Origin of the sequence: Nocardiopsis sp. NPDC058631, assembly GCF_042716955.1 — a bacterium.
Taxonomy (GTDB): Bacteria; Actinomycetota; Actinomycetes; order Streptosporangiales; family Streptosporangiaceae; genus Nocardiopsis.
In genome coordinates this window covers 1-26,057 of sequence record NZ_JBHXQY010000091.1, presented here as the reverse complement: position 1 = coordinate 26,057, position 26,057 = coordinate 1, and the positions used below count along the sequence as shown (strand labels likewise).

Below are 26,057 nucleotides of genomic sequence, written 5' to 3'. Positions count from 1 at the left end.
GCCCACAGGCGGTGCGGGGCCTCGGCCGTGTCGCCTCCCCGTGGGGCGCCGCGCACGGATCCGCCACCGCTTCGGTGCGCACAGCCCCGCTCGTATGACCGAGATCCTCCTGAACGAGGTGGGACGGGTGCGGGCTGGGTAGAGGTGTGACCGAAACTCCCCGATATGATCACCCCATGCCCGGCCCCTCCCGTCTCCGAGTCCGGCTCCCCACCGCGCTCGCCACCCTCCCGGCTCTGCTGGTACTCGCGTTCGCGGCGTCCCCCGCAGCTGCCGAACCCGACCCCTCCGCGGCGGCGAGCGTGTACGAGACGCGCGTGACCTCCGCCGAGTACTACGCGGACCTGATGGCCGACGAGCCCGAGGGCGCCGCCGTCGTGGTGGACGAGGCCGTGTCCGGCCTGTACGACCCGGAGGACCTCGAAACCGGCCTCCACGAGGCCTTCGGCGCTCTGGGCGAGCCCTACCACGTCGTCGTCAGCCCCTTCCCCGGGGCCGGGCCCGAGTGGGGAGGCGAACTGCTGCCTGCCCTGCACGACCGGCTCGGCGCCGACGGTGTCTACGTGCACCTGCGCCCCGAGAGCTCCCTGTTCGACGCGGCCGCGTACGGCGTCTCCCTGCCCGTGGACGACGCCCGCAACACCGTCATGTCCGACCCGGACATCGACTACGACGCCCCCGCCGACCAGGTCGCCGAGAGGTTCGTCCTGGCCCTGACCGACACCGGGGACGGAGGCGCCGCGACCACGGACCCGTACGCGGGGCCCTCGATGGGGGACAAGCTCGCCGAGGGATGGCGGGAGTTCGTCGACGACCTCGACCCCACCAGCTACAACGGGCCCGGGAACACGGGTTTCCTCGCCGGAACGCTCGGCGGCTTCGTCCTCGGCGGTGGCGGCTACCTCGTCTGGCGCCGCGTCCGCCGGGGCGCCCTGGGGGGAACCGGTGTCGCGGTCGTCGCCGGCACCGTGACGGTGACCCTCGCCCTGGCCGCCGCCGTGTCCCTCGGCCCGCTCCTGTACGTCGTCCGCGTCCCGGAGGGCGGTGTGGAGCTCACCTCCCCCCGGGAGGAGGCGTTCGCGAGCCCGCCCTACGTCGTGTCCACGACCAGGACCGAGCAGATCGCCGGGGCGCTGGCGGAGAACCCCGAGCCCCTCTACACGGACCCGCGCACCCCGCTGCCCCTGGACGGCCTGGCGGCGACGGCCGAGCGCCTCGGCGACGCCCCCGTGCCGGTGCGGGCCCTGGTCATGCCCATGGACCCCACCGACGAGTTCAGCGGCGATCCCGAGGTCCTGGCCCACGCCCTGGCCTCGGTCAGCGGGGAGGACGCCGTCTACGTCGTCGCCGGCCACCGGTACTCGGAGGAGGGGGTGCGCGTCTCCGGGTTCGCGGTGGGCCTCGACAACGTGGCCGACTACGAGCTGTGGTCCGCCCTCCACGAGATCGAGGAGCCGAGCCCCGCCCTGGCCCTGGACGCCGCGCTCGACGCACTGGAGGGGATCGACCTGCGCGATGACGCGCACACGGGGGTCCCCTACTTCATGGACTCCGGCACCGACCCCCCGGGTCCGCGTGTGCCGCGCTACTTCACCGAGGGCTTCTCCGCCGGGCTGGTGTTCCTCGGCCCGCTGGCCTTCGTGTCCCTGGTCGGCCTGGTGGCCCTGACACGGCTGCTCTTCCGCGAGGCCTGGAGGAGCGCGAACCCGGAGGTCAGATTACGCGCCCTGCGCCGTATGGCGCTGCGGGAGAGCCGCGGGCTCCGTGCGCTCCTGGACTCCGGTCGGGCGGACGGGATCCCCGACAGGCTGATGCCGCAGGCGGAGGCGGTCCTGATAGCGATGGACCACGGTCCGGACGATCTCGACCACCTCGGCGCCGTGGTCGTCTCCCGCCGGGTCATGGCCGCCCTGAACGACCCCGCGGGGTCGGTCGGCCGGGCCCCGTGCAGGGTCAACCCGCTGCACGGGCCGTCCACCACGTCCCGACGGATACGGGGGGTCAAGGGAAAGGTGCCCGTGTGCGCCTCCTGCGCGAGGATGAGCGAGCAGGGGCGGGCCGCGAGGGTCCTGCGTATCCGGGACCGCCTGGGCGGGGAGCTGGGATACCTGTCGATGGACGACCGCGTGTGGGTCCAGCACCACTTCGGGGTGGAAAGCCCCGATCGCATGGCCGAGAGACTCCTGGAGGAGATCAATGCCCGCTGAGTTCCCGACCGCGCGGCACACGGTGCGGTTCGTGGCAGCTTTGGCCTGTACGGCGCTGGCACTGACCCCCCTGTCCGGGGCCCTGGCGCAGACGGTGCGCGACGCCCCCGTGGCCGAGTCCCCCCTGGCCGGGTCCCCCGCGGAGAACCGCTCCCAGGAGATCGCCGACGCCCTGGACGAGTCACCCGTGTACGTCGACCCTGCCTACGCCAACGCCATTCCCGAGGCCGAGCAGGAGCGGATCGCCGGACTCATCACCGGGTCCGACCTCGACCTGTACGTGATCGCGGTCCCCCTGGTGGAGGCCGACACCTGGAACGGCGACGTGGGGACCCTGCTCTCGGTGGTCCACGACCGCAGGGGGGCGGCCTCCGGCCACTACCTCGCCGTGGACGACGACATCCACGGCGAGGACTTCGGTGGCGGTCTCACCGCGCACTACGCCGCACTCACCTCCTCCTATGGCACCGATTTCGACGACTCCGCGCTCGTCCAGCTGGACATGGCGGTGGAGGCCGCGCTGTCGGGCGACCCGGAGGCCGCCTACGACCAGGCCGTCGCCGACTACCAGGAGCGCAACGACACGGGCTCCGGCTTCGGAGCCTTCGGGAGCTCCGTGCCGCCCGGCGCCGTGGCCGACTGGTTGTTCGCCGGCCTCGTCGTCGTCGGTGTGGCCCTGCTGGCGGTGCCCTCGTACGCGCTGTACCGGCGCGTCTCCGCGAACCGGGAGAGGCAGCGCTCGCGGGCGATCACCCAGCACGCCGCGTTCACCAACGCCGAGCGCGCACAACTGGACGCCCTGGTCGAGCAGGGCGCGCAGGACCTCATCGAGGTCGGAGAGCGCCTGAGCCGCCTGGAGTCCGGAAGCACCCTGAGGGAGAAGGCACAGCAGCACCTGCGCACCGCACTGGACGCCCGCTCCGCCGCGGCCGTCGTCCACGACCGGATGGCGGGAGGCAAGGCCACCCTGCCCGACGCCGTGGGCGTGCTCGTGCTCCTGGACATGGCGGAGGACGCCATCGACAACGCCGCCAGGGGCCCGCGGGCGCCCGCCGTCCGGCGCCTCCCCTGCTACGCCAACCCCCTGCACGGAACCCTGACCAAGGTGACGGCCTGGCGCGAGTTCGGCGGTACCCGCACCATCCGCGTCCCGTTGTGCGAGGAGTGCGCCAAGGCCGTCCGCAGCCGTGTGCGCCCCGTGGTCCTGCCCGCCGAGCACGGGGGACGGACCGTTCCGTACTACGAAATGCCCGCGGACAGCAGCGTGTGGGCGGCCACCGGGTACGGCACCCTCACGGACGATCTGGTCGAACGCATCCAGCGAGGCGACCACACGCGTAACGTCAGGTCACGCTGACCCCGTCCGCCCTACCCCGCGGTGACAGGGAGAACGTGCCGGACAGGCCCCCACAGGGCAGGGCTGTGAGCGGATTCGGGGCAGCCGTAACCTGGCTATAGTTCCCAGGTGCCCGTCACGGGCCACCCAGGGGGAACACGACGACGAATCGAGGGCTGGACGGTGGACGACCTCCAGGACCAGGGCGGGGGCACCGGGGCGGGCCGTTCCTCCGGCCGTACCGCCGGGCACTACCGCCTCGTGCGCTCGCTGGGGCGCGGGGGCTTCGGGGAGGTGTTCCTGGGGGAGGCACCCGACGGGAGCCGTGCCGCCGTCAAGATGCTGCACGCCAGCTGGGCCACGGACCCCGAGATGCGGCGCCGCTTCACCACCGAGGTGGAGCAGGCCCGCCGCGTGAGCGGCTTCTGCATCGCGGCGATCCTGGACGCCGACCCGGACGCCGAGGAGCCGTGGATCGCCACCGAGTTCATCGACGGACCCACCCTCCAGGCCGCCGTCGCCCACGAGGGCCCCCGCGGCGGGGTGGAGCTGCAGCGGCTGGCGATCTCCACCGCCACGGCGCTGGCGGCCATCCATGCGGCGGGGGTCGTGCACCGGGACCTGAAGCCGGACAACATCATGCTCGCGCCGGACGGTCCGCGGGTGATCGACTTCGGCATCGCCCGCGCCGTGGAGGCCACCTCGGTGACCGCCAGCGGCGTGGTCGGGACGATCGGCTACATGGCCCCCGAACAGTTGGAGGGGGCCCGGCTCACCTCGGCCGTGGACGTCTTCTCGTGGGGGTCGGTGATGGTCTACGCGGCCACCGGCAAGGAGGCCTTCCCCGGCCCCACCCAGGCCGCCCGCATCGCCCGCATCCTGGGCGGACAACCCGACGTGGGCGCCCTGCGGGAGCCACTGGCCGGGATCGTCCGCTCCTGCCTGGACAAGGACCCCGACCGGCGACCCGACGCCACCACCCTCCTCAACCGGCTGATCTCCGCCCCCGCGAACGGCGGCCCGGTGCCCACGGGAGTGGCGGGGCCCCACGGTGCGCCCGCGGTCGGAGGCACGCGGGCGGCCCCCGACGAGAGCACCCGCGTGGGGTGGGCCGGCGCCGGGGGCGCCGGGGACACGCCCCCGCAGACCGACCCCACGAGGGTGGCCCCGCAGGTCCCCGTGGACCCGACCCGCGCCTACACCCGCATGGCGCCGGACGCCGCCCGCCCGCACGCGGCCGGCCTGGCTCCGCCCCCCGCCGTGCCGTTCGCGACCGGCCACGTCTCCGGCGCCCACGGGCCGCCGCCCTACCCGACGCCGGGCACGCCCTCCCCGCCGCACCACCCGCCGCCGTACCACCAGGGTCCGGTGACCGGCACCTCCGGCGCCTTCGCACCGGTGCCGCACCGGGAGGGCGGGGTGCCCCCGTACCACTTCCACGGCGTCCGCTTCACCGACCCGCGCGACCTCGCGGAGGCCATGCAGCAGAACTGGGGCCCCGCCGTCCAGGTCTTCCAGGACCCGGCCCGGCGCGCCGCCCTGGGCGCCTGGCTCGTCGACGACCTCGGCGACACCACCCTGGACCGGTCACTGTTCCGCGGTCACCTCGACAACGACGCCAACCTGGCGCTCGCCTCGTTCATCGCCCAGCTGCGGCCCGACCTGCCGCCGGTCTTCCGGGGCCGGGGCGCCACCGTGGCCGAGCTGGGGGAGGTGTTCACCGACCCGCGCCCCCTGCTCACCGGCGCGCCCCTGGCCAACGAGATGGTGCTCATGGCCCGGCCGAGCGTGCTCAGGATCCTGGGGTCCCACCACGGGAACGACTCCGCGGAGCTGGCGCGCCTCGCCGACCAGCTCGACGAGGCCGAACGCGCGGGCAACGCCTTCCACGACCGGCTCACCTCCGAACTGGAGGGGTGGCGTGCGACGCGTGTCAGCGTCAGCGCCGCCCTGATCCTCGCGTTCCTGCTGCACCCCGAGCGGCTGGTGCCACCCGGTGACGGCGGCGACCGGGGCGTGGGGGAGTGGGTGGACATCCTCTGGGGGAGGGTCCAGAACGCGCCCGCGCCCGCCGACGCCGGGTACGCGGCCGTGGTCTACGGCGCCCTGCCCACGCTGCGGGCCCTGTCCGAGCAGCGCAGGCACTGGGAGGGCCGCCACAGCACGGTCAGCGCCCAGCACGAGGGGCTGAGGCGCAAGGTGGACCTCCAGGAGAAGCTGGCGCTCACGCTGAGGCTCTGCCGGTTGGCGATCCTCGGCCTCCCGGCCGGGCTCGTGATGGAGCTGGCTTCGGTCAGCGACACCGTGACCGGCCTGCTGGTGGTCCTCGGACTCCTGGGGCTGGTCGGTGCGATCGGCACGGGGCTCGCCGTCCGGGTGGTCTCGGGCGGTCCCGCGCGCCGCCACCAGCGCTACCAGGAACTGAACGGGGTGGCGGCGCAGCTGCCGCAGCTGACGGCCGGCGTCACCCGCATCAACGCCGACCTGGCGAAGGCGCGCGCGATCTGCGGGGTCTGACCCGACTCGCGCCACCCAGGCGGACACAACAGGAGAGGGACAACCGTGGACGACCCGGGTCGTACCGCCGGGCACTACCGCCTCGTGCGCTCGTTGGGACGTGGAGGCTTCGGGGAGGTGTTCCTGGGGGAGGCACCCGACGGGAGCCGTGCCGCCGTGAAGATGCTGCACGCCAGCTGGGTGGGGGATCCCGAGATGCGGCGCCGCTTCACCACCGAGGTGGAGCAGGCCCGCCGGGTGGACGGTTTCTGCATCGCGGCGATCCTGGACGCGGAGCCGGACGCCGAGGAGCCGTGGATCGCCACCGAGTTCATCGACGGACCCACCCTCCAGGCCGCCGTGGCCGAGGGCGGGCCGCGCGTCGGCACGGAGCTCCAGCGCCTCGCGGTGAGCACGGCGACCGCTCTGGCCGCGATCCATGCGGCGGGGGTCGTGCACCGGGACCTGAAGCCGGACAACATCATGCTCGCGCCGGACGGTCCGCGGGTGATCGACTTCGGGATCGCCCGCGCCATGGAGGCCACCTCCGTGACCGCCAGCGGCATCATCGGCACGGTCGGCTACATGGCCCCCGAGCAGTTGGAGGGGGAGCGGCTCACCTCGGCCGTGGACGTCTTCTCGTGGGGGTCGGTGATGGTCTACGCGGCCACCGGCAAGGAGGCCTTCCCCGGCCCCACCCAGGCCGCCCGCATCGCCCGCGTCCTCTCCGGCGAACCCGACCTCGACGGTGTGCCCGAGCCGCTCAGGGACACACTCCGGACCTGTCTGCTCAGAAGACCGGAGGACAGACCCGATGCCAAGGTCCTGCTCGACCACCTCATCAGCGGCGACCACCTGGCCGTCGGCCCGGCCCCCTCGCAGCCGGTCCCGCCGGCCCCTCGGGCCAGTTCCGTCGAACCGGTGGACGACGCCGCGCTCACCGGCCCGGTGTCCGCGGAGCTGTTGTCCCGGCTCCGCGGCATCGAGGATCTGCGGAAGCTCTTCAACGATCCCGGTCCACTGCTCGCGGGCGATGCGGGGGCCATCGAGTTCCTGCCGCTGGCCCGGCCCGCGGAGCTGCGGCGCATGGCGGAGCAGGCGGAGGACGGTGCGCTGTTCGCCCTGGCCAGGGATCTGGAGGAGGGAGAACGTGTCGCGAACGGCTTCGTCCGCGAGCTGACCGGGAACCTCAGCGGCTGGGAGGGCGACCACCGCGTGAACCCCGCCCTGCTCCTGACCTTCCTGCTCCACCCGGGGCTGGCGGTCCCGCCGGTTCCGGGCGGCCTGCCGGGGGTCGGGGAGTGGACGCGCGTCCTGTGGACCCGTGTGGAGTACGCCTCAGGCCCTTCACGCGCCGGGTACGCGGCCGCGGTCTACGGGGTCATACCGACGGTGCTGGAGGTGGCCCGCCGACACGACCTGTGGAGGGAGCGCTCCAGGGTGGTGCGCGGCGAGGCCGACGGCCTGCGGGCGACGCTGCGCCGACAGGAGGCCTACGCGTTCGGCAAGGGCGTGCTGGGGGTCCTCGGAGTCGTGCTGACCCTCGCCGCCTGCGTCCTCCTGGCCTGGGGTTCGGTCATGGGACCGAGTGTCCTGTTCCTGGCGGCCACGGGCTGCGCCGCGGGCTGGCTGCTGCTGTTCGGCCTCGACACCCACGCGCACGGGTGGAGGGAGGAGCGCAGAGCGAGGCTGCGCCGCTTCGAGGGACTGCCCCTCCCCGCTCTGCGTGCCGGGTTGCGGGCCATGGAGGGCGACCTGCGAAGGGCCAGGGAGATCTGCGAACCCCGGCCGGGGGCGTCCGGCAGGTGACCCCGGCGGCGCACGCCCGAGGGCACCCGGAGCGGCGCCGGTGCGGGTGAGGGGCGCCGTGCCATAGTGGCCCGGTGCGCAGACGTGGTCCGTTGGAGGGGCGGCCCGTGAACCTCGGGTCGTTCCTGGCGTTCGTGGTCCTCCTCCAGTTCGGATACCCGGTCACCTTCCACGGCGCCGGCTGGACCGCCCTGTACCTGGTGGCCTACGTGGGGGTCGTGCTGTTCGGGGTACTCCTGGTGCGCGGGGAGCACGACCGGGTGGCCCCCGCGGCGGTGGCGGGCACGGCGCTGCTGCTCTGTGCGGGGTGGGCCGGGGCGAGCGGGGGCGACGGGACCGCGATGGTGTGCGTCTTCGTCACCGCCGGGGCCTTCCAGGTCATGATCGTGTCCTCGCTCCTGCGGTTCGTCTACCGCCGCAGCCGGACGCACGAGCTGGAGCTCGTCCTGGCGGGCGTGTGCGTCTACCTGCTCCTCGGTGGTTTCTTCACCGCGGTGTTCGGGGCGCTGGAGAGCGCCTCGCCGGGCAGTTTCACCGACCGGGCCGACCCGGGCGGCCAGGTCGCCTGGCAGCAGTTGACGTACTTCTCCTACGTCACCCTCGCGACGCTGGGGTACGGGGACGTGGTGCCCGTCTCGCCGTGGGCGCGCACGGCGGCCACGGCGGAGGCCGTCACCGGGACGCTGTTCCTGATCACGATCGTGGGTCGCCTGGTGGGCGCCTACATCGGGGTGCGCCCGGGGCGGGACGGGGAGAGGGGCGCACCGTAGGCCGCCGGGGGTTCACCCGGTCGCGGCGGGGGAGCCGGGGGCCCAGGGCCGCGGGGCGTCCGGGGGCGCCATGGCCTCCAGCCTGGCGGTGATCGCGGTGCGCGCCATCGCGTAGGGGGAGTCCCGGTCGTCCTCCAGCAGGGAGATCGCGTTGGCGGTGTCCAGGAACGCGCGCAGCTCGAAGGCGAGCAGGGCGGGATCGGCCCCCGCGGTGAGCTCTCCCAGCTGGCGGGCGTCCTCGGCGGTGCGGGTGAGCAGGTCGCGCCACTCGCGGTGGGTCTCCACGAGGGCGTCCCGTACCCGGCCCGGCCGGGACTCGAACTCGGCTGTGACGGTGTAGAAGAAGCACCCCCCGGAGAAGATCCGGCTCTGCGAGTAGGCGATCCAGTCCTCGCACAACCGCCACAGGCGTTCCACGCCGGGCCGGGTCCTCAGGGCCTCGCGCACCACGTGGTGGACGAAGACCTTCCTTCCGGCCTCCACGGCGGCGAGCTGGAGTTCCTCCTTGGAGCCGAAGTGCGCGAACACCCCGCTCTTGCTGATCCGCAGCTCCCGGGACAGCCGTCCGAGGGAGAGCCCCTCCAGGCCCTCCACCGACGCGATGTCCACCGCGCGGTCCAGCACCGCCCGCCGGGTCTGGTCGCCTCGTTGCAGTCGGCCGTCGGTCTGGGTCGTCATGCTCCTCCTCGGCTGGGCTCGTCCTGCGGATGGAGTGCGAACGGTCGGTCAGGTACATGGCGATCCTACTTGCGCTGTGACGAGAGTGGCATGTAAAACAAATAATACGATCGTTCGTAAAGTTTTCTGGGCGCGGGCCACCGCGCGAAGGAGGGTCCTCAATGGACACAGCTCGACTCGTGGGCGCGGCCGTCAACGCCGTCGCCCTGCCCGCCCCCGGCCTCGCCGGAGCCCTGGCGCGGCGCCTGTGGGCCGACCCCCGGGGCGTGCGCCCGGTAGCCGCCGAGGACCGCGCACTCCACGGGAGCGCCAGGACGGGGTCCCTCGACGTCGGAAGGTGGAAGGTCGTCACCTACGCCTGGGGCGACGGGGCCCGACCCGTCCTCCTCGCCCACGGCTGGCGCTCCCGCGCGGCCCGCTTCGCGCCGGTGGTCCGGCGCCTGCTCGAACTCGGCTACAGCCCCGTCTCCTGGGACGCCCCGGGCCACGGCTCGACGGGCGGACCGGTGGGCACCGTTCTCGACGCCGGGCAGATCATGCGCCGCCTCCAGGACGAACACGGATCCTTCACGGCGGTCATCGGCCACTCCATGGGCGCGCTCTTCGCCGTCCACGCCCTGCGTGAGGGGCTGCGGGCCGACCGGGCGGTCCTGGTCTCGGGGGTGTCGGACTTCGGGTTCCTCGTCGGCTACTTCTCGGGCGTCCTCGGGCTGCGGCCCCGGGCCGTCGCTGCGCTGCGCCGGGCCGTCGAGCGCCACTACTTCGACGGCGACCCGACCGTGTGGACCCGCTTCTCGGCCACGCACGCGCCGGAGAAGCTCACCCAGTCCTTCCTGATCCTGCACGGCGAGGACGACTCCTACGTCCCGTTCGGGCAGTCCCTGCGCACGGCGTCCGCGCTCGGGGACCGCGCCCGCCTGGTGCGGACCCGCGGACTCGGGCACAGCGGCATCCTCGCCGACGGGGCGACCCTCGACCTGATGACCGGGTTCGTCGAGGGCGCTCCCACTCCCGCTCCCACTCCCGCACCCGCTCCCGCACCCGCTCCCGCACCCGCTCCCGCACCCGCTCCCGCTCCCGGCGGCTGAGTCCGGGGAGCCGGCCGCCGCGGCTCCTTTGACCGGGCGCGCTCCGACGGGGACCGGCAGGACGCGCACCCCGGCGCAGGCGACCGGTCCGGCGGCCGGTCACCGGGCGGGGTTGTCCACCACCAGGTCGGCGTGCTCCAGGGGGCGGTTCTCCCCGTAGAACGCCTCCTCCTGCTCCGCCCACACGCGCCTGTAGGGCGCGTACACCGACGCGTCGCCACGCGCGTCCAGCCGCCGGGAGCGATCCCCGTCGGGCGCGGTCACCCAGACCAGCAGGTCCAGGAGGCCGCGCCCGGCGGCGGAGCCCGAGCCGCACCCCTCCACCACGAGGACCCCGCCCGAGGCGACGTCGCCGGGCAGGAGCGTCCACTCCCGCGCGAAGGCACCCCGCTCCCAGTCGTAGCGCCGCCACGCCGCCCTGTCCCCCCGGGCCAGCGGTTCCAGGACCCACTCCCGCAACAGCGCCGGAGCCCGGGCCAACCCCTCCCACCCCGGGTAGAGGTCCTCCATGGGCAGCACGGCCGTCGGCCGCCCCCGTCGCGCGAGCGCCGTGCGCAGCTGTGCGGCCACCGTGCTCTTGCCCGAGCCGGAGCGTCCCTCGACCCCGACGACGTGCGTACCCCCCGTGCGGTCACCGGAGGGGACCGCTCTCGCGAGCGCGTCCTCCCAGCCGTCGCCGGCGGTGCTGATGCGTGGTCCGGTCACGTTCGGACCCTAACCGGCGCGGGAGTGAAGTTCCCGCTTGCGTTCAATGCTTGTAGCATTCCTCGCAACAGCGCCGAGAGAGTACCGACCACAAAGGGGCCCCTGGTGACCGACGCCGCAGTGACGCCGGGATCTCAGTCCGGCCTGCGCCAGGCCAACGAACGCCGGGTCGTGGACGTACTGCGGCGCGACGGCACGCTCACCCAGGCCGAGCTGGCCCGGACCACCGGACTGTCGGCCGCCAGCGTCTCCAACATCGTGCGCGGACTGCGCGCCGCCGGGACGGTCTCGGTGCGCGACACCTCCTCCAACGGGCGGCGCGCCCGGGCCGTCACCCTTCTGCGGCCGCCCGGCACCGTCGTGGCGGTCGACTTCACCGCGGACAGCGTCCGTGTCGCGGTGGGCGACAGCGAGGGCAACATGCTGGCCCGCGAGGAGATCGACTACGACGTGGGCTCGGACGCCGAACGGGCGGTGCGCCGCGCGGCCTGGCTGGCCGAGACCACCCTCCAGCGGGCCCGGATCGACCTGGGCACGGTCTCCTCCGTGGTCGCCGCGGTACCGGGGCCGATCGACCCGGGCACCGGCGCGGTGGGCCACATCTCCTGTGTGCCCCGCTGGGCGGGGTTCCACCCGGCCAAGGCGCTGACCGAGCGGCTGGGCCTGGAGGTCCTGGCCGAGAACGACGCCAACCTCTCCGTCCTCGCCGAGCAGCACCGCGGCGCGGGCACGGGCGCCGAGCACGTCATCCACCTCGTCATCAGCGACGGGGTTGGCGCGGGGATCATGATGTCCGGCCGGCTCTTCCGCGGCGCGGGAGGCACGGCCGGGGAGATCGGGCACATCGCGTTGGACCCGCGCGGCCAGGTCTGCCGCTGCGGCAACCGGGGCTGCCTGGAGACCTTCGTCGGCGCGAACTACCTGCTGGACATGCTTCCGCAGAACACCGACGTGGCCCGTGGCCCGGGGCCGGTGCGGGTGGGGGACCTGGTGGAGGCGGCCCGGGAGGGCGACCCCGGAAGCCGCCGGATCATCGCGGAGGCGGGCACCGCGCTCGGCCAGGGGGCCGCGATCATGGCCAACCTGTTCAACCCCGACCGGGTGATCGTCGGCGGGGACCTGGCCGAGGCCGGGGAACTCCTGTTGGACCCGATGCGCCGGGCGATGGAGCTGGGGTCGCTGGGCAGCGCGCTGGAGAGGCTCTCGCTGGTGCGCGGCGAGCTGGGGCGCGACGCGGCTCTGTACGGGGCGCTGCGCATGGCCTCCCAGCACGCGAACTGACCCTTCGGACGGGCGCCCCCGCGCGCCCGCACGTGCCCGGCTCACCGGTGGAGGTGCTCGCCGGGACGGCCCCCGGGACCGCCCGATCCGTGAGTGGCCGGGGGATGGCGGGACGGTGAACCGCGAGGTCACCGCCTGCGTCAGGCCGGTCACGGGTAAAACCTGAAACTTCCTCACCCGGCTGCGCGAGCCCGGAATGCCGCTCTGGCCTGGGTTTTTGATTCCTTCAGATCGTGAACCCAAGACCCGTGATGTTTCGGTTATGTGTTCAGGAGTTGACGCCAAGGTGGCGGCGGGGTTTGACTGCACAGCATTACTCGCGAGTTCTCCACTGTGAACCCCCCCGTCATGAGAGGCACCAGCGTTGAGCACACGACGCTTCGCACCGCAACGCAAGGCCGCCGCAGGCCTGGCGGCCACCGCCGCCCTCGCCCTCCTCGTCTCCGGTTGCTCCGGCCTCACCACCAGCGGTGGCGAGGGTGAGCAGGAGACCCAGAGCGTGGAAGAGGGCTTCCACGTCGGCCTCCTCCTCCCCGAGCTCCAGACCGCCCGCTACGAGGCCTTCGACAAGCCCTACTTCGAAGAGTCGCTCAACGAGCTCTGCCCCGAGTGCGAGCTCTCCTACGCCAACGCCGACCAGGACGTGGACGAGCAGCAGACCCAGGCCCAGGCCATGCTGACCGACGGGGTGGACGTCCTGGTCCTCGACGCCGTCGACTCCGCCGCGGCGGCCGGCACGGTCAACGAGGCCACGTCCCAGGGCGTGCCGGTCGTGGCCTACGACCGCCTCGCCGAGGGCGGCGTCGACATGTACGTCTCCTTCGACAACTTCCGGGTCGGCCAGGTCCAGGGCGAGGCCCTGCTCGCCGCCCTGGAGGAGGACGGCAACGAGGACGGCCAGATCGTCATGATCAACGGCTCGCCCACCGACCCGAACGCCGCCGACTTCAAGGCCGGCGCGCACGACGCCCTCGACGGCGCGGTCGAGATCGGCCAGGAGTTCGACACACCGGACTGGTCGCCCGACCAGGCCAACAGCCAGATGGAGGGTGCCATCACCTCCCTGGGCGTCGACGAGATCGCCGGCGTCTACTCCGCCAACGACGGCATGGCCTCGGGCATCATCTCGGCCCTGCGCAGCGCCGGGGTCTCGGTCGAGGACCTCCCGCCCGTCACCGGCCAGGACGCCGAACTCGCCGGGATCCAGCGCGTCGTCGCAGGTGAGCAGCACATGACCGTCTACAAGGAGATCCGCCCCGAGGCCGAGGTCGCCGCCGCCATGGCGGTCGCCCTGGGTACGGGTGAGGACCTCCAGCTCGACGGCTACGAGATCACCGAGGTCGAGGACGCCAACGGAGAGGCCGTCACCGCGGTCCTCCTCGACGTCATCGTCGTGACCGAGGACAACGTCCTCGACACCGTGGTGGAGGACGAGGTCTACAGCGTCGAGGAGATCTGCACCGACGACTACGCCGACACCGATTTCTGCGAGGAAAACCTCTAGGGCGTGTTCCGTGGGTGCTTTCGGTTGACTCGGCGCTTGCGCCGATCGACGCGAGCGGCTGTCAGGCCGTCTCTGGCAAGACGAGTAGCGCAGGTCAGCCCGGGTTCGGCTGTCCGAGCGCAGCCGGCGCAGCGAGAGGCAGCCTGGGGGACGCGAGCCCGGAACGATCCGCGGAACACGGCCTAGCAGCGGCGCGAAGTCCCGAGTGCGCGGGGGCGGGCGGGAGTACCCGTACCGCCCCCGGCCGGGACGAGTAGAGAGAAACGAGCGCATGAGCACACCCGTCCTGGAACTGTCCGGGATCTCCAAGACCTTCGGGGCCGTCAGAGCCCTCAGCGAGGTCGACTTCCAGGTCCGCCCCGGCGAGGTCGTCGCCCTGCTCGGCGACAACGGAGCCGGCAAGTCCACACTGGTCAAGGTCATCGCCGGTGTCCACCCCGCGGACAGCGGCGGGAACATCGAGTGGGACGGACAACCGGTCTCCATCTCCGCCCCCGCCGACGCCCAGCGGCTCGGGATCGCCACGATCTACCAGGACCTCGCCCTGTGCGACAACCTGGACATCGTCGGCAACCTGTTCCTGGGCAACGAGAAACTGCACTTCCCCGGCACCCTCGACGAGGTCGAGATGGAGAGCCGGGCCAGGGAACTCCTCGACTCCCTGTCGGTGAGCATCCCCGACCTGCGCGTCCCGGTGGCCTCCCTCTCCGGAGGCCAGCGCCAGATCATCGCGATCGCCCGCTCCCTGCTGGGGCAGCCGCGCGTGGTCATGCTCGACGAGCCGACCGCGGCCCTGGGCGTCGCCCAGACCGCGCAGGTCCTCGACCTCATCGAACGCCTCCGGGACCAGGGGCTCGGTGTGGTGCTCATCAGCCACAACATGGCCGACGTCCGAGCGGTCGCCGACCGTGCCGTGGTGCTGCGGCTGGGCCGTACCGCGGGAGACTTCCCCATCGCGGAGACCAGCTACGAGGAGATCGTGGCCGCCATCACCGGGGCTGCCGACAACCCGGTCAGCAGGCGCTCCGACCGCACCGGCTCCTCGGCCCTGGCCACGGAGGACAACCGATGACACAGCAGACCCACCTCTCCCACGAGTCCGGGGACGGGGTACCCGAGTCCGGCGAGGCCAAGCGCGACCCCCGCCTGCTCGTCACGGCGGCCTCGCCCCGCGGATGGCTCCAGGTGCTCCGCCGCAACGTCAAGGGCGGCGAGCTCGGCCCGCTCCCGGTCGTGGTCGGACTGGTGCTGATCGGCATCGTCTTCCAGTCGATGAACGACCGGTTCCTGTCCCCGCAGAACCTGTCCAACCTGACCGTGCAGATCGCCGCCGTCGGCCTGATGACCACCGGCGTCATCATGGTGCTGCTGCTCGGTGAGATCGACCTGTCGATCGGCTCCGTCTCCGGCCTCTCCGCGGCGGTCCTGGCGGTCCTGGCGGTGAAGACGGGCCTCCCCGAGTGGGGCGCCATCGCCGCCGCCGTCGGGGTCGGACTCCTGATCGGCCTGCTCCACGGCGTCATCTTCGCCAAACTGGGGGTACCGGCCTTCGTGGTCACCCTCGCGGGCCTCCTCGGCTGGCAGGGCGTGCACCTCTACCTGATGGGCGCCGACGGCACCATCAACACCAGCCCCAGCGGCTCCATCGCGATGCTCACGCAGACCTACTTCGTCCCCTTCATGGGATGGGCCATCGCGGGCGTCGTCATCGTCCTGTACCTTCTCGCGGTGTTCGCCGTCGAACGGCGCCGACGCCAGGCGGGGCTGCCCTACAAGCCCCTGGAGGAGATCCTCTTCCGCGCCGCGCTGCTCACGGTGCCGATCGTCGGCGGCGTCTGGGTGCTCAACCAGTACAAGGGCGTGCCCCTGGCCTTCCTCATCTTCGTGGGCTTCGTGGTCGTCCTGGACCTGGTGCTGCGCAAGACCCGCTACGGGCGGATGGTCTACGCCGTGGGCGGCAACTCCGAGGCGGCCCGCCGGGCCGGCATCAACGTCGACCTGATCCGGATCTCGGTGTTCGGCATCGCGTCCACCCTGGCCGCGCTCGGCGGCATCATGCTGGTCTCCCGCAACTTCGCCGCCAGCGTCTCCACCGGCGGCGGCGCCGAACTCATGATGGCCATCGCCGCGGCCGTCATCGGCGGAACCAGCCTCTTCGGTGGTCGCGGCAACGCCTACTCCGCCCTCCTGGGCGGCCTGGTCCTGGGCGCGATCACCTCCGGTCTCCTGCTGCTCCAGATGGACACCTCGGTGCGCTTCATGATCACCGCGGCGGTCCTGCTGATCGCGGTGATCCTCGACGCGGTCTCGCGCCGGGGCCGTAAGACCCACGCCCGGGGCGGCGGCTAGGATCCGGTGCGAAAACAGGTCCCGTCCGTCGGTGCCCACGCCCTGCGGGACGCGGGGATCCGAGGGACGACCCATCGGCCCGGCTTGAGCCTTCGCTACTGCGGGGCGTCAAGCCGGGCCGTCGCCGCCCGTGACGACGAACGTCACGGGCGGCGCTGGTGTGCGGGGACCGGGGGCGGGGCGGTGGCTACCGCGCGGACGCGCGCAGCTCGTCCGGGCCGGCGGGGTTCCGGCGCGGACCGGGCCCTCTCCGCCTGGTCATCCCATGCTCCTACCTCCTAATCCCGGTAGGGATGAGTGAGATGTAGCGTCGCTCGGCGTGCCCGTAGAAATCTCAGCAGTCCCGGCCCTCCTCGCCCACCCGACCCACCAGGCCTCCGCCTCGGCCGTCTCCTCGTCGGCCGCTCCGGCGCTCGCGGAGTACTTCTCACCCACCGGCCACGGCCTGCTCGGAGAGTCGGACCTGTGGACGTTCGTCCTCGTGTCCGTCGTCGCGGTCGTGGTCGGGGCGGCGGTCCAGAGCACCGTCGGCCTCGGACTCGGCCTGGTCGCCGCTCCCGTCATCTCCTTCCTCGACCCCACGCTGATGCCGGGGGCCCTGCTGGTGACGGTCATCGTCCTGCCGGTGCTGACCCTCCTCCAGGAGTGGCGGCACGTCGACTGGAGAGGCCTCGCGTGGGGTCTGCCCGCGCGCGTACCCGGAACGGTGCTGGGGGTGTGGGTGGTCGCCGTCCTGGAACCCCGCGCCCTCGCCGGAGCCGTCGGCCTCATGGTGCTCGTCGCGGTGGCCCTGTCGGTCTGCTCCCTGCACGTGCGCATCACCCCGGTGTCCCTCGTCACCGCGGGTGCCCTGTCGGGCTTCACGGGCACCGCCACCACGGTCGGAGGGCCTCCCATGGCCCTGCTCTACCAGCACGAGGCGCCCTCCCGGGTGCGTGCGACCCTCGCGGCGTTCTTCCTGATCGGTGGCGCGTTCTCCCTGGCGGCGTTGACCGCGGGCGGCCAGATGGACGTCCGGACCGCCGTGGTCGGCGCCGCCGCCATCCCCTTCGTCGTCATCGGGTTCCTGCTGGGCGGCCTCCTGCGCCGACGGGTCGACGCCGGATGGCTGCGCGTGGCGATGCTGTGCGTGGTGAGCGTCTCCGCCGCGGGCCTGCTCGCCCAGGCCGCCCTCGGGTGACCCCCGCCACCCCGGGCCACCCGGGCGCGGCCCCGGACCCACGGCCCGTTCCAGGCCTCCCCCGGATACCCTCGGGCCGGGTAGCTGGGGCAACAGCGCCCTCGAAACCGAGTAATGTACGCCAAAACCCGCGATGCGGGTGGCGTTCTGCACGACACCCGCATCCCGAGGGGTGTTCCGTCGTGCGCAGACCGCCTCCGAGGCCGTGGCCACGACAGGGCCGGGCGGGACCCGTGGACACACACCCATAAACTCGGGTATGTAGACCTGTCGGTAGCCGGATCCGGCCCACGTCAGGGGCACGGGCCGGTAAACTCAACGGACACGCTGGACGAGGGGACTGACGAGACAGTGGCACTGTTCGAGTCGATACACAATCCGGAAGCGCTCAAGAAGCTTCCGGCCGACCAGCTCCCGGCCCTGGCACAGGAGATCCGGGAATTCCTGGTCGACTCCTGTTCCCAGACCGGCGGGCACCTCGGTCCCAGCCTCGGTGTGGTCGAGCTGACCATCGCGCTGCACAGGGTCTTCGACTCCCCGAAGGACCCTGTCCTGTTCGACACGGGCCACCAGGCCTACGCGCACAAGCTCCTCACCGGCCGGCACGACTTCTCCCTCCTGAAGTCGGAGGGCGGGCTCTCCGGCTACCCCTCCCGTTCCGAGTCCGAGCACGACTTCATCGAGAACTCGCACGCCTCCACCGCGCTCTCCTACGCGGACGGCATGGCCAAGGCCAACGAGGTGCAGGGACGCGCGGACCGCACCGTGGTCGCGGTCATCGGCGACGGCGCCCTCACCGGCGGCATGGCCTGGGAGGCGCTCAACAACATCGCCGAGCGCAAGGACCGCCGCCTCGTCATCGTCGTCAACGACAACGGCCGCTCCTACTCGCCCACCAGGGGCGGGCTCGCCGACCACCTCGCGTCGCTGCGCATGGCCCCCGGCTACGAGCAGGCCCTGGACCTGGCCAAGTCCACCCTCAACCGCACCCCGGTCGTGGGGCCGCCCATATACGAGGCGCTGCACGGCCTCAAGAAGGGCATCAAGGACGCCATCCAGCCGCAGATGATGTTCGAGGACCTGGGCCTGAAGTACCTCGGGCCCATCGACGGCCACGACGAGCAGGGCCTGGAGAAGGCGCTGCGCCGCGCGCGCGACTTCGGCGGCCCGGTGATCGTGCACTGCATCACCCAGAAGGGCAAGGGCTACGCCCCGGCGGAGAACCACGACGAGGACCAGTTCCACGCCCCCGGCCCCTTCGACGTCGCCACCGGCCTGGCCAAGCCCGGCACCAAGGCCGTCAAGTGGACCTCGGTCTTCGCCGACACCATGGTGGAGATCGGCGCGGAGCGCGAGGACGTGGTGGCCATCACCGCCGCCATGCTCCACCCCACCGGCCTCCACAAGTTCGCGGACGCCTACCCGGACCGCATCTTCGACGTGGGCATCGCCGAGCAGCACGCCGCCACCGCCGCCACCGGCATGGCCATGAACGGCCTGCACCCGGTGGTCGCGGTCTACGCCACGTTCCTCAACCGCTGCTTCGACCAGGTGCTCATGGACGCGGCCCTGCACCGCCAGGGCGTCACCTTCTGCCTGGACCGCGCCGGGGTCACCGGCAACGACGGCGCCAGCCACAACGGCATGTGGGACATGTCCATCCTCCAGGTGGTCCCCGGACTCCGGTTGGCGGCCCCCCGCGACGCCGAACGCCTCCGCATCCTGCTCAACGAGGCCGTCGCCGTCGACGACGCCCCGACCGTCGTCCGCTATCCCAAGGGCGCCGTCGCCGAGCAGGTGGACGCGGTCGGCAAGGTCGGCTCCATGGACCTGCTCCGCCGCGCCGCCGACGACGGTCACACCAAGGACCTGCTCATCGTCGGCGTGGGGACCATGGCCCAGGTCGCCTGCGAGGTCGCCGACCGGATGGCCGCCCAGGGCATCGGCGTCACCGTCGTCGACCCGCTGTGGGTCAAGCCGTTGGACGGGGCCCTGGTCGACGAGGCCGCCGGGCACAGCGTCGTCGCCGTCATCGAGGACAACGGGCGCACCGGGGCCGTGGGCGACGCGGTGGCGCGCCTGCTGCGCGACCACGACGTGGACGTGCCGGTGCGCACGTTCGGTATCGCGCAGGAGTTCCTGGACCACGCCAAGCGCGACGACATCCTCCGGGAGCAGGGGCTGACGCCCCAGGAGCTGTCCCGCAAGCTCACCGAGACGGTCTCCCGCCACACGGAGTCGCGCAGGTCCGCCGAGGAACTGGCCGGCGAGAACGCCTGAACACGACACGCGCCGGGAGGCCCCCGCGGGGCCGTCCGGCCGTGTTCCGCACGCCCCGGCCCGGACGGTGACCCGTCCGGACCGGGGCGTGTCCGTCGAACGGCGCGCCGCGACCACCCCGCCATCCGGCCCCAGGGCTGTCAGAATGGGGGCATGACCTCTTCCGAGCCCGACCAGCAGGGCCCCGAGGACACCGGCGCGCTCCGTGTGGCCGTGATCGGCTCAGGCCCGGCGGGCGTCTACACCGCCGACGCGCTCACCCGGCAGCAGCGTGTCCCGGTCCGGGTGGACGTGATGGACCGGCTGCCCACCCCCTACGGGCTGGTGCGCTACGGGGTGGCCCCCGACCACACCAAGACCAAGGGCGTGGCCGGGGCCCTGCGCAGGGTGCTGGAACACCCCGCAGTGCGCTTCGTCGGCGGGGTCGAGTTCGGCGCCGGACTGACCCGCGCCGACCTGGCCCGCTCCTACCACGGCGTCGTCTACGCCACCGGAGCCGCCGTGGACCGCCGTATGGACGTGCCGGGGGAGGACCTCCCGGGCAGCGTCGCCGCGACCGACTTCGTCAACTGGTACTGCGGGCACCCCGACAGCGAGCTGGCGAGGTTCGTGCTCGACGCCGAGGAGACCGTGGTGGTGGGGGCGGGCAACGTCGCCCTCGACGTCGCCCGCATCCTCGCCAAGACCGCCGACGAACTGCGGCACACCGACATCCCGCAGCCCGTCCTGGACGTGCTCGCCGCCAGTCGCGTGCGCACGGTGCACCTGCTGTCCCGGCGCGGCCCCCTCCAGGCCAAGTTCACCGCGCCCGAGCTGCGTGACCTGCTCGCCCTGCCCGGCGTCGACGTGCTCGTGTCCGCCGACCAGGTGGACGTCGATCCCGCAGCCGTGGGCACCGGGACGCACGAACTGCGCATGGTGGCCCGGGCCGCGCGCACCAACCTCAGGCTCCTCCAGGAACATGCGCGACGCGCCCCCGAGGGGCGTCGGCGCACCGTTCGCCTGCACTTTTGGGCCCGGCCCCAGGAGATCCTCGGAGAGGACCGCGTCAGGGGGGTGCGGGTCGAGCACACGCGTCTGGACGAGGGCGGACGCCTCGTGGGCACGGGGCGGACGACCGACCTGGACGCCGGGATGGTGCTGCGGTCGGTCGGCTACGCGGGTGCCCCGCTGCCGGGGGTGCCGTTCGACACCCGTGGGAACACGGTGCCGCAGGAGGACGGCCGGGTCCTGGACGAGGAGGGCCGGGTGGTCCGCGGGGACTACGTCGCGGGGTGGATCAAGCGGGGCGCCACCGGGGTGATCGGCACCAACAAGTCCGACGCCGCGGGCACGGTCAGAGCCCTGTTGCAGGACGCCCCGGCGCTGCGCGAGGCTGCCCCGGCCCTGGTACCGCTGGAGCAGGTCCTGGACGAGCGGGGGATCACGCACAGCGACTACGACGACTGGCTGCGCATCGACGCGGCCGAGGCCCGGCAGGCGTCGGAGCTGGAACGCGGGGAACGGGTCAAGCTCCACGGCTGGGACGCCTACCGGAAGGTCGTCGACGGTTGATCAGGTGACCTCGCCCGGTGCGGCGCCGTAGGTGTTGCAGCCGTTCACGGTCTCCTCGGACCAGCCCTGCCCGAGCCAGAACGCACGGTTGCTCGCGCTGCCGTGGGTGTCGAGGTCCCCGCCGCTGTTGAAGTTGGTGTTGACCACGTCCAGGGCGTTCTCGTCGCCGCCCGTGATCCCGCGCAGCCCGATCCCGGCCATGCACTCCGCCTGGAGTTCGGTGCGCCGGAGGGTGTCCAGCTCGTCGTCCTCGCTTCCGGCGTTCCAGCGCATGTCGTGGGAGACGTCGAGGATTCCGGTGGCGAACTGCACGTGGTGGCCGTACTCGTGCCCCATCAGCGCGATCCAGACGTTCTCGCGCTCGTCCACGGGGATCTGGGCGCTGAGCCGGCGGACGTTGGGCAGGACCACGGTGATGCGTGTCCAGTCGCTCTCGTAGTACGCGAGCGTGTAGCCCTCCTCCTCACCGCTGTCGGGCGACTCGCGGGTGACGGTGATCTCCGGGGTCTGGGAGGACAGGCCGAGGTCGTCCATCACCGGTGCCCAGAGCGTGTCCAGGCACTCGCCGGTGGTGGTCGCGAACTCCTGCCACGACTCGTCCGAGCCGATGTCCAGTGTGGGGGTGTCGCAGTCGACCGTGCCGGGCGAGGGGGCGTCGTAGAGGGGGTGGTCGGCGATGTCGATCTCGACGGCGTTGGGCCGGTCCGCCAGGCCCTCGTCGTAGGAGGCGGACAGGTCGGTGCCGGTCGGCCGCGGCTCCTCCTGCGGTGTGGTGGAGACCATGACGATGCTGATGACGAGGGCGCCGACGGCGATCGTGCCCGCCACGGACGAGCCGACCATGACGCCGAGGCCGCGGCGCCGCTGCGGGGGCCAGGGCTGCCCCCAGTGCTGCTGCGCCTGCGGCCACGCGCCCGGCCCGCCGGGTTGTCCGTAGGGGGCCGCGGGCGCGTAGGGCGCGTAGGGCGCGTGCTGGACCGGTGTGGCGTAGGGCGGCCGGGGGAGGTGCTGTCCCGTCTGCGGATACCGCTGTCCCGGTGAGGGGCCGGGGGGGCCGGGGCGGTGGAAGGCGTGGGTGGTCCCCTGCCACGGCTGGGCGGGGCCCGGGCGGGTCCGCGGCCAGGACGAGGTCCGCGGCCCCTGCTGCTGCGTTCCGGGGAGGGGGTGGGCCGGCACGTTTTGCCCGGCGGGGGCCTCTGCCGGCGGTTCTCCGGCGGGGGAGGGGGGACGGCCGGGTCCGGCCTCCGGTGCGTCCGCGAAGGGCCGTGCGGCTCCGGGGTCCGGGTCCGCGGGCCGGGGCGGACCCGCGTCGGCCCCGCCCTGTTCCGGGCCGTGCGGGGGTGGCGGCTCCTGGCCCTGGCGGGGACCCGGCCGACCGGGGGCCGCCCCGTCGGGGGCCCCGCGGGGAGGGGCGTCTGCGGGGCCGGGCTGTTCGGGTCTGGGGGCGTCGCCCTCCTGCCGCTCACCGCCGGGTCGGTTCTCCACGGGGTCCGTCCTCGCTAGGGTGCCAGCGCCCACCGGGCTGGGCCGGATCCACCCGGGGTGAATCCGACAAGTTACACAGAAGTCCAGTATGGGGCCTAAGAGGGCGTGCCGATGCTAGCCGACGTGTTGCTCTCCGGTGGCCGGTACCGGACTCCCAGGCCCGTCAACAGGTTCTGAAGCTCGGACTCGAAGAGCGGTTCCATGTCGTGCATCACGAAATCGAGATGCTGGAAAACCTCCATGCACACGACCCCGTACAGGCGCACCCAGCAGCTGCTGAGCACCATGACCGCCTCCACGGGGATGTGCGGTGCCGAGAAGCCGCAGCTGTCGGCGAAGGCGCGCAGCTCGCGTGCGAGTTCGGGAGTGATCCGGTCCCCGTCGGGGAGGGGGAAGCGCTCCTCCGACAGCAGGCGGTCGAAGAGGGTGTAGAACGTGGCGCCGAACCGGCGGCCGGCCTCCAGGGCCGGGGCCGGGTCGGCCTCCGGGTCCAGGCGGGCGCGCGGGCCGAACATGGTGGCGAACTCGGCCGGGTGGTGGACCGCCCAGGTGCGAAACGCCCGCAGCGAGGTGAGGATGCGCAGGTCCGTCTCCTCGTCGGGCACGCTGGCGTCGGCCTCGGCCACCGCGTCGGCGAGCTCCGTGAACATGTCCGCGGTGATCAGCAGGAGCAGGGAGCCGATGCCGGACACGTAGCGGTACAGTCCGGGCGCGGTCATGCCCATCTCGCGGGCGATGGCCCGCAGGGAGACCCCCGAGGGCCCGTGCTCGACCAGGTGTCGGCGGGCGATCTCCTTGATCTCGGACAGTGTGGCCTCGCGCACACGCTCGCGGCGGCTCGGTCGGTCGACCCCCCGGTCCAGCTGGGATTTCGTCATGTGCTGCGGTACACCCCGTCTCAGGCGCCAGGTCAGGGCGCTGTGGTCCTCATTGGCGATATTGACAGCGTAACGCCCGCACGCTTTAGTGAACACCGTTAGCAAACACCAATAACGGACATGAAGCCCGTTTGCCGAGAGGGCGGCGTATGCCGACACACACCGGACTTTTCGGTCGCATTGGCCTGGGTGCGCACCGCTGGCGCTGGGCCGTCCTGACCGTCACCGCGCTCTTCGCCGTCTTCGCGGCCGTGTGGGGGTCGGGGGTCTTCTCCGACGTGAGCGAGAGCGGCTTCGAGGACCCGGGCTCGGAGTCCTCCGAGGCCACACGCGTCCTGGAGGACGAACTGGGCCACGACGACGTCGACATCGTCGCGGTCTACCGCAGTGACGAGATCCAGGTGGACAACCCCACCTTCGCCGCGGCCGTACAGCGCATCGCCGACGGCATGCCCGACGCCGTCGCCGACTTCGACGTCTACCTCGACGAGGAACTCGCCGAGACCGAGCGCGGCATGCTCGTCTCCGAGGACATGCACGCCACCTACATCCCCGTGACCCTCACCGGGGAGACCCACGCCGACCGCCTCCACCAGTACGAGGAGGTCGCCGAACACCTGGACTCCAGCCCGCTGGAGGTCCACCTGGGCGGCCCCGTCGCGGTCGAGCACGAGCTCTCCGAGACGGCGGAGACCGACATCGTCCGCGCCGAACTCGTCACCCTGCCGGTCCTACTGCTCCTGCTCGTCCTGATCTTCGGCGGCCTCATCGCGGGCCTGGCTCCGCTCGCCGTCGGCGGGCTGGCCATCCTCGGCTCCCTCACCGTCCTGCGCGCCCTGACCTACGTCACCGACGTGTCGGTGTTCGCGGTCAACGTCGCCACCATCCTCGGCCTGGGGCTCGCGATCGACTACGGCCTGTTCATGGTCAGCCGGTTCCGCGAGGAACTGGGGCGCGGGCGTGAGATCGGCGACGCCGTCCGACGCACCGTCGACACCGCCGGGCGCACCGTGGCCTTCTCCGGTATCACCGTGGGCATCGCCTTCGCCGGTCTGCTGTTCTTCCCCCAGCCCATCCTCAAGTCGATCGGCTGGGGCGGCATCGCCGTCGTCCTGTTCGACCTGCTGGCCGCCCTGGTCTTCCTGCCCGCCCTGCTGGCGGTGGTCGGCCGGCGGATCAACAACCTCAGGATCCCCCTGCCCCGGCGTACCGTCACCGGGACCGTCCACGAGAACGCGGGTGCCTGGTCGCGCCTGGCCAGGACCGTGATGCGCGGCCCCGCCGTGTCCCTGGTCGCGGTCGGCGCCGTCCTACTGGTCTTCAGCTCCGGTCTGGCCTCGACCCAGCTCGGCTCCACCGACCAGCGCTACCTGCCCGGGGACGCGGGCAGCCGGATCGCCACCGAGTCGGTGGCGGAGGACTTCCCTGCGGGCGGCCTCGGCCGGCTCAACGTCGCGGTGCTCGGGGACACGACCGACCAGGCCCTGGAGGACTACACCGGGCGCCTGGAGGCGCTGCCAGGCGCCTCGCTGTCGAGCGTCGAGCGCACCGGCGACGGAATCGCCCACGTACTGGTCGCCTACCAGGGGGAGTCGGACTCCCCGGAGGTGGCGCAGCTGGTACGGGACGTGCGCGCCGAGCCCGGCCCCGAGGGGGCCGAGGAAACCCTGGTCGGCGGTGTGGCGGCCATGCAGCAGGACAACGTGTCCGCGATCGTCGACTCGGTGCCCACGACCGTCGGGTTCGTCGCCGCCGCGACCCTGTTCCTGCTGTTCCTCGCCTTCGGGTCGATCGCCTTGCCGCTCAAGGCCGTGCTGATGGGTGCGCTGTCGCTGGGCGCCTCCCTGGGCATCGCCGTCTGGGGCTTCCAGGAGGGCGGGTTCGCCGGGCTGCTCGGCTTCGACGCCGTCGGCACGATCGACCCCACCTATCTGGTGCTCATCACCATCGTCTCCTTCGGACTGGCGATGGACTACGAGCTGTTCCTGCTCAGCAGGGTCCGCGAGGAGTACCTGCGCACGGGGGACAACACCCGCTCGGTGGCGGCCGGTCTCCAGCACACCGGCCAGATCATCACCAGTGCGGCGATCCTGCTCATGGTGGTGCTCCTGGCGATGGGCACCTCGGGCCTGCTGTTCCTGAAGATCATCGGGATCGGCCTTGCCATCGCGGTGCTCGTGGACGCGACACTGGTCCGCGCGGTCATGGTGCCGGCCACCATGCGCCTGCTCGGTGACGCCAACTGGTGGCTGCCGCGTCCGCTGCGTTGGCTGCACGACCGGATCGGGATCTCCGAGGGCGGGGACGACGAGGACGCCTCCGGCCCGGGGGCCCGTGCGCAGCACGAGGACCGGGTGCCCGCCCGGGTCTGACCGCAGGGCCCTCACGTCCCCCCGGGTCAGTACAGCCCTCAGGGCCCCCACACCCCCTACGGCTCCCAGGACCCCCGCCGCCAGC

General features: G+C 72.6%; 18 protein-coding genes. 14 read left to right on the top strand and 4 right to left on the bottom strand.

The genetic code is table 11. The features are described 5' to 3' along the window. Positions 1 to 176 precede the first annotated feature (176 nt). The 5 genes from ACFWTE_RS23990 (at position 177) to ACFWTE_RS23970 (ending at position 8,618) form a co-directional block, all read left to right on the top strand. Positions 177 to 2,207: a hypothetical protein gene (locus tag ACFWTE_RS23990; RefSeq protein WP_378782123.1), complete on the top strand. Its 2,031-nt coding sequence runs from the start codon at positions 177 to 179 to the stop codon at positions 2,205 to 2,207. Beyond that, complete coding sequence (locus tag ACFWTE_RS23985) at positions 2,197 to 3,564, top strand: hypothetical protein (RefSeq protein ID WP_378782122.1); 1,368 nt, start codon at positions 2,197 to 2,199, stop codon at positions 3,562 to 3,564. Before ACFWTE_RS23990 ends, ACFWTE_RS23985 begins: the two co-directional genes overlap by 11 nt. 108 nt (positions 3,565 to 3,672) lie before the next feature. Beyond that, a complete protein-coding gene (locus tag ACFWTE_RS23980) occupies positions 3,673 to 6,060 on the top strand; it encodes a protein kinase (RefSeq protein WP_378782121.1) in 2,388 nt (795 codons plus the stop codon). 45 nt (positions 6,061 to 6,105) lie between these two features. Beyond that, the gene (locus tag ACFWTE_RS23975) at positions 6,106 to 7,848 is read left to right on the top strand and encodes a serine/threonine protein kinase (RefSeq protein WP_378782120.1); all 1,743 of its coding nucleotides are present in this window, start codon (positions 6,106 to 6,108) and stop codon (positions 7,846 to 7,848) included. Positions 7,849 to 7,922: 74 nt separating this feature from the next. Further along, entirely contained in the window at positions 7,923 to 8,618 is a 696-nt protein-coding gene (locus tag ACFWTE_RS23970; RefSeq protein ID WP_378782119.1) for a potassium channel family protein, read from the top strand. 12 nt (positions 8,619 to 8,630) lie between these two features. On the opposite strand, the gene ACFWTE_RS23965 is transcribed toward ACFWTE_RS23970, so the two are convergent. After that, positions 8,631 to 9,296, bottom strand: a complete 666-nt coding sequence (locus tag ACFWTE_RS23965; protein ID WP_378782118.1) for a TetR/AcrR family transcriptional regulator — start codon at positions 9,294 to 9,296, stop codon at positions 8,631 to 8,633. A gap of 161 nt (positions 9,297 to 9,457) precedes the next feature. Here ACFWTE_RS23965 and ACFWTE_RS23960 point away from each other — a divergent pair, with 161 nt between their 5' ends. Next, positions 9,458 to 10,384: an alpha/beta hydrolase gene (locus ACFWTE_RS23960; RefSeq protein WP_378782117.1), complete on the top strand. Its 927-nt coding sequence runs from the start codon at positions 9,458 to 9,460 to the stop codon at positions 10,382 to 10,384. 99 nt (positions 10,385 to 10,483) lie between these two features. Here ACFWTE_RS23960 and ACFWTE_RS23955 read toward each other — a convergent pair whose 3' ends face one another. Continuing rightward, positions 10,484 to 11,089: a uridine kinase gene (locus ACFWTE_RS23955; protein WP_378782116.1), complete on the bottom strand. Its 606-nt coding sequence runs from the start codon at positions 11,087 to 11,089 to the stop codon at positions 10,484 to 10,486. 105 nt (positions 11,090 to 11,194) lie between these two features. Here ACFWTE_RS23955 and ACFWTE_RS23950 point away from each other — a divergent pair, with 105 nt between their 5' ends. The 7 genes from ACFWTE_RS23950 (at position 11,195) to ACFWTE_RS23920 (ending at position 21,237) form a co-directional block, all read left to right on the top strand. Next, positions 11,195 to 12,370 (top strand): ROK family protein, encoded by a 1,176-nt coding sequence (locus ACFWTE_RS23950; RefSeq protein ID WP_378782115.1) that lies wholly within the window; start codon positions 11,195 to 11,197, stop codon positions 12,368 to 12,370. Positions 12,371 to 12,734: 364 nt separating this feature from the next. Further along, positions 12,735 to 13,874 carry a substrate-binding domain-containing protein gene (locus tag ACFWTE_RS23945; RefSeq protein WP_378782114.1) on the top strand — a complete coding sequence of 380 codons (1,140 nt, stop codon included), beginning with the start codon at positions 12,735 to 12,737 and terminating at the stop codon, positions 13,872 to 13,874. 271 nt (positions 13,875 to 14,145) lie between these two features. Next, the gene (locus ACFWTE_RS23940) at positions 14,146 to 14,946 is read left to right on the top strand and encodes an ATP-binding cassette domain-containing protein (RefSeq protein ID WP_378782113.1); all 801 of its coding nucleotides are present in this window, start codon (positions 14,146 to 14,148) and stop codon (positions 14,944 to 14,946) included. Next, a complete protein-coding gene (locus ACFWTE_RS23935) occupies positions 14,943 to 16,223 on the top strand; it encodes a sugar ABC transporter permease (RefSeq protein WP_378782112.1) in 1,281 nt (426 codons plus the stop codon). Before ACFWTE_RS23940 ends, ACFWTE_RS23935 begins: the two co-directional genes overlap by 4 nt. A gap of 445 nt (positions 16,224 to 16,668) precedes the next feature. Then, positions 16,669 to 17,403 (top strand): sulfite exporter TauE/SafE family protein, encoded by a 735-nt coding sequence (locus ACFWTE_RS23930; RefSeq protein WP_378782124.1) that lies wholly within the window; start codon positions 16,669 to 16,671, stop codon positions 17,401 to 17,403. A 351-nt stretch (positions 17,404 to 17,754) separates the two neighbouring features. Next, entirely contained in the window at positions 17,755 to 19,683 is a 1,929-nt protein-coding gene (gene dxs / locus ACFWTE_RS23925; RefSeq protein WP_378782111.1) for a 1-deoxy-D-xylulose-5-phosphate synthase, read from the top strand. Between the two features lie 153 nt (positions 19,684 to 19,836). Further along, positions 19,837 to 21,237 (top strand): FAD-dependent oxidoreductase, encoded by a 1,401-nt coding sequence (locus ACFWTE_RS23920; RefSeq protein ID WP_378782110.1) that lies wholly within the window; start codon positions 19,837 to 19,839, stop codon positions 21,235 to 21,237. On the opposite strand, the gene ACFWTE_RS23915 is transcribed toward ACFWTE_RS23920, so the two are convergent. Together ACFWTE_RS23915 and ACFWTE_RS23910 are read right to left on the bottom strand one after the other, a co-directional pair. After that, the gene (locus ACFWTE_RS23915; RefSeq protein WP_378782109.1) at positions 21,238 to 22,722 is read right to left on the bottom strand and encodes a neutral zinc metallopeptidase; all 1,485 of its coding nucleotides are present in this window, start codon (positions 22,720 to 22,722) and stop codon (positions 21,238 to 21,240) included. 95 nt (positions 22,723 to 22,817) lie between these two features. Then, positions 22,818 to 23,600 (bottom strand): TetR/AcrR family transcriptional regulator, encoded by a 783-nt coding sequence (locus tag ACFWTE_RS23910; protein WP_378782108.1) that lies wholly within the window; start codon positions 23,598 to 23,600, stop codon positions 22,818 to 22,820. A 149-nt stretch (positions 23,601 to 23,749) separates the two neighbouring features. Between ACFWTE_RS23910 and ACFWTE_RS23905 the strand changes: the two genes are divergently transcribed. After that, positions 23,750 to 25,972, top strand: coding sequence for an MMPL family transporter (locus tag ACFWTE_RS23905; protein WP_378782107.1), 2,223 nt, complete (start codon positions 23,750 to 23,752; stop codon positions 25,970 to 25,972). The last annotated feature ends 85 nt before the right edge of the window (positions 25,973 to 26,057 follow it).

What these genes read in the sequence shown, in the direction of transcription:
- ACFWTE_RS23965 (WP_378782118.1), bottom strand. Translation starts at nt 9,296, where the DNA reads ATGACGACCCAGACCGACGGCCGACTGCAACGAGGCGACCAGACCCGG.
- ACFWTE_RS23910 (WP_378782108.1), bottom strand. Translation starts at nt 23,600, where the DNA reads ATGACGAAATCCCAGCTGGACCGGGGGGTCGACCGACCGAGCCGCCGC.
- ACFWTE_RS23985 (WP_378782122.1), top strand. Translation starts at nt 2,197, where the DNA reads ATGCCCGCTGAGTTCCCGACCGCGCGGCACACGGTGCGGTTCGTGGCA.
- ACFWTE_RS23940 (WP_378782113.1), top strand. Translation starts at nt 14,146, where the DNA reads ATGAGCACACCCGTCCTGGAACTGTCCGGGATCTCCAAGACCTTCGGG.
- ACFWTE_RS23920 (WP_378782110.1), top strand. Translation starts at nt 19,837, where the DNA reads ATGACCTCTTCCGAGCCCGACCAGCAGGGCCCCGAGGACACCGGCGCG.
- ACFWTE_RS23905 (WP_378782107.1), top strand. Translation starts at nt 23,750, where the DNA reads ATGCCGACACACACCGGACTTTTCGGTCGCATTGGCCTGGGTGCGCAC.
- ACFWTE_RS23935 (WP_378782112.1), top strand. Translation starts at nt 14,943, where the DNA reads ATGACACAGCAGACCCACCTCTCCCACGAGTCCGGGGACGGGGTACCC.
- ACFWTE_RS23990 (WP_378782123.1), top strand. Translation starts at nt 177, where the DNA reads ATGCCCGGCCCCTCCCGTCTCCGAGTCCGGCTCCCCACCGCGCTCGCC.
- ACFWTE_RS23960 (WP_378782117.1), top strand. Translation starts at nt 9,458, where the DNA reads ATGGACACAGCTCGACTCGTGGGCGCGGCCGTCAACGCCGTCGCCCTG.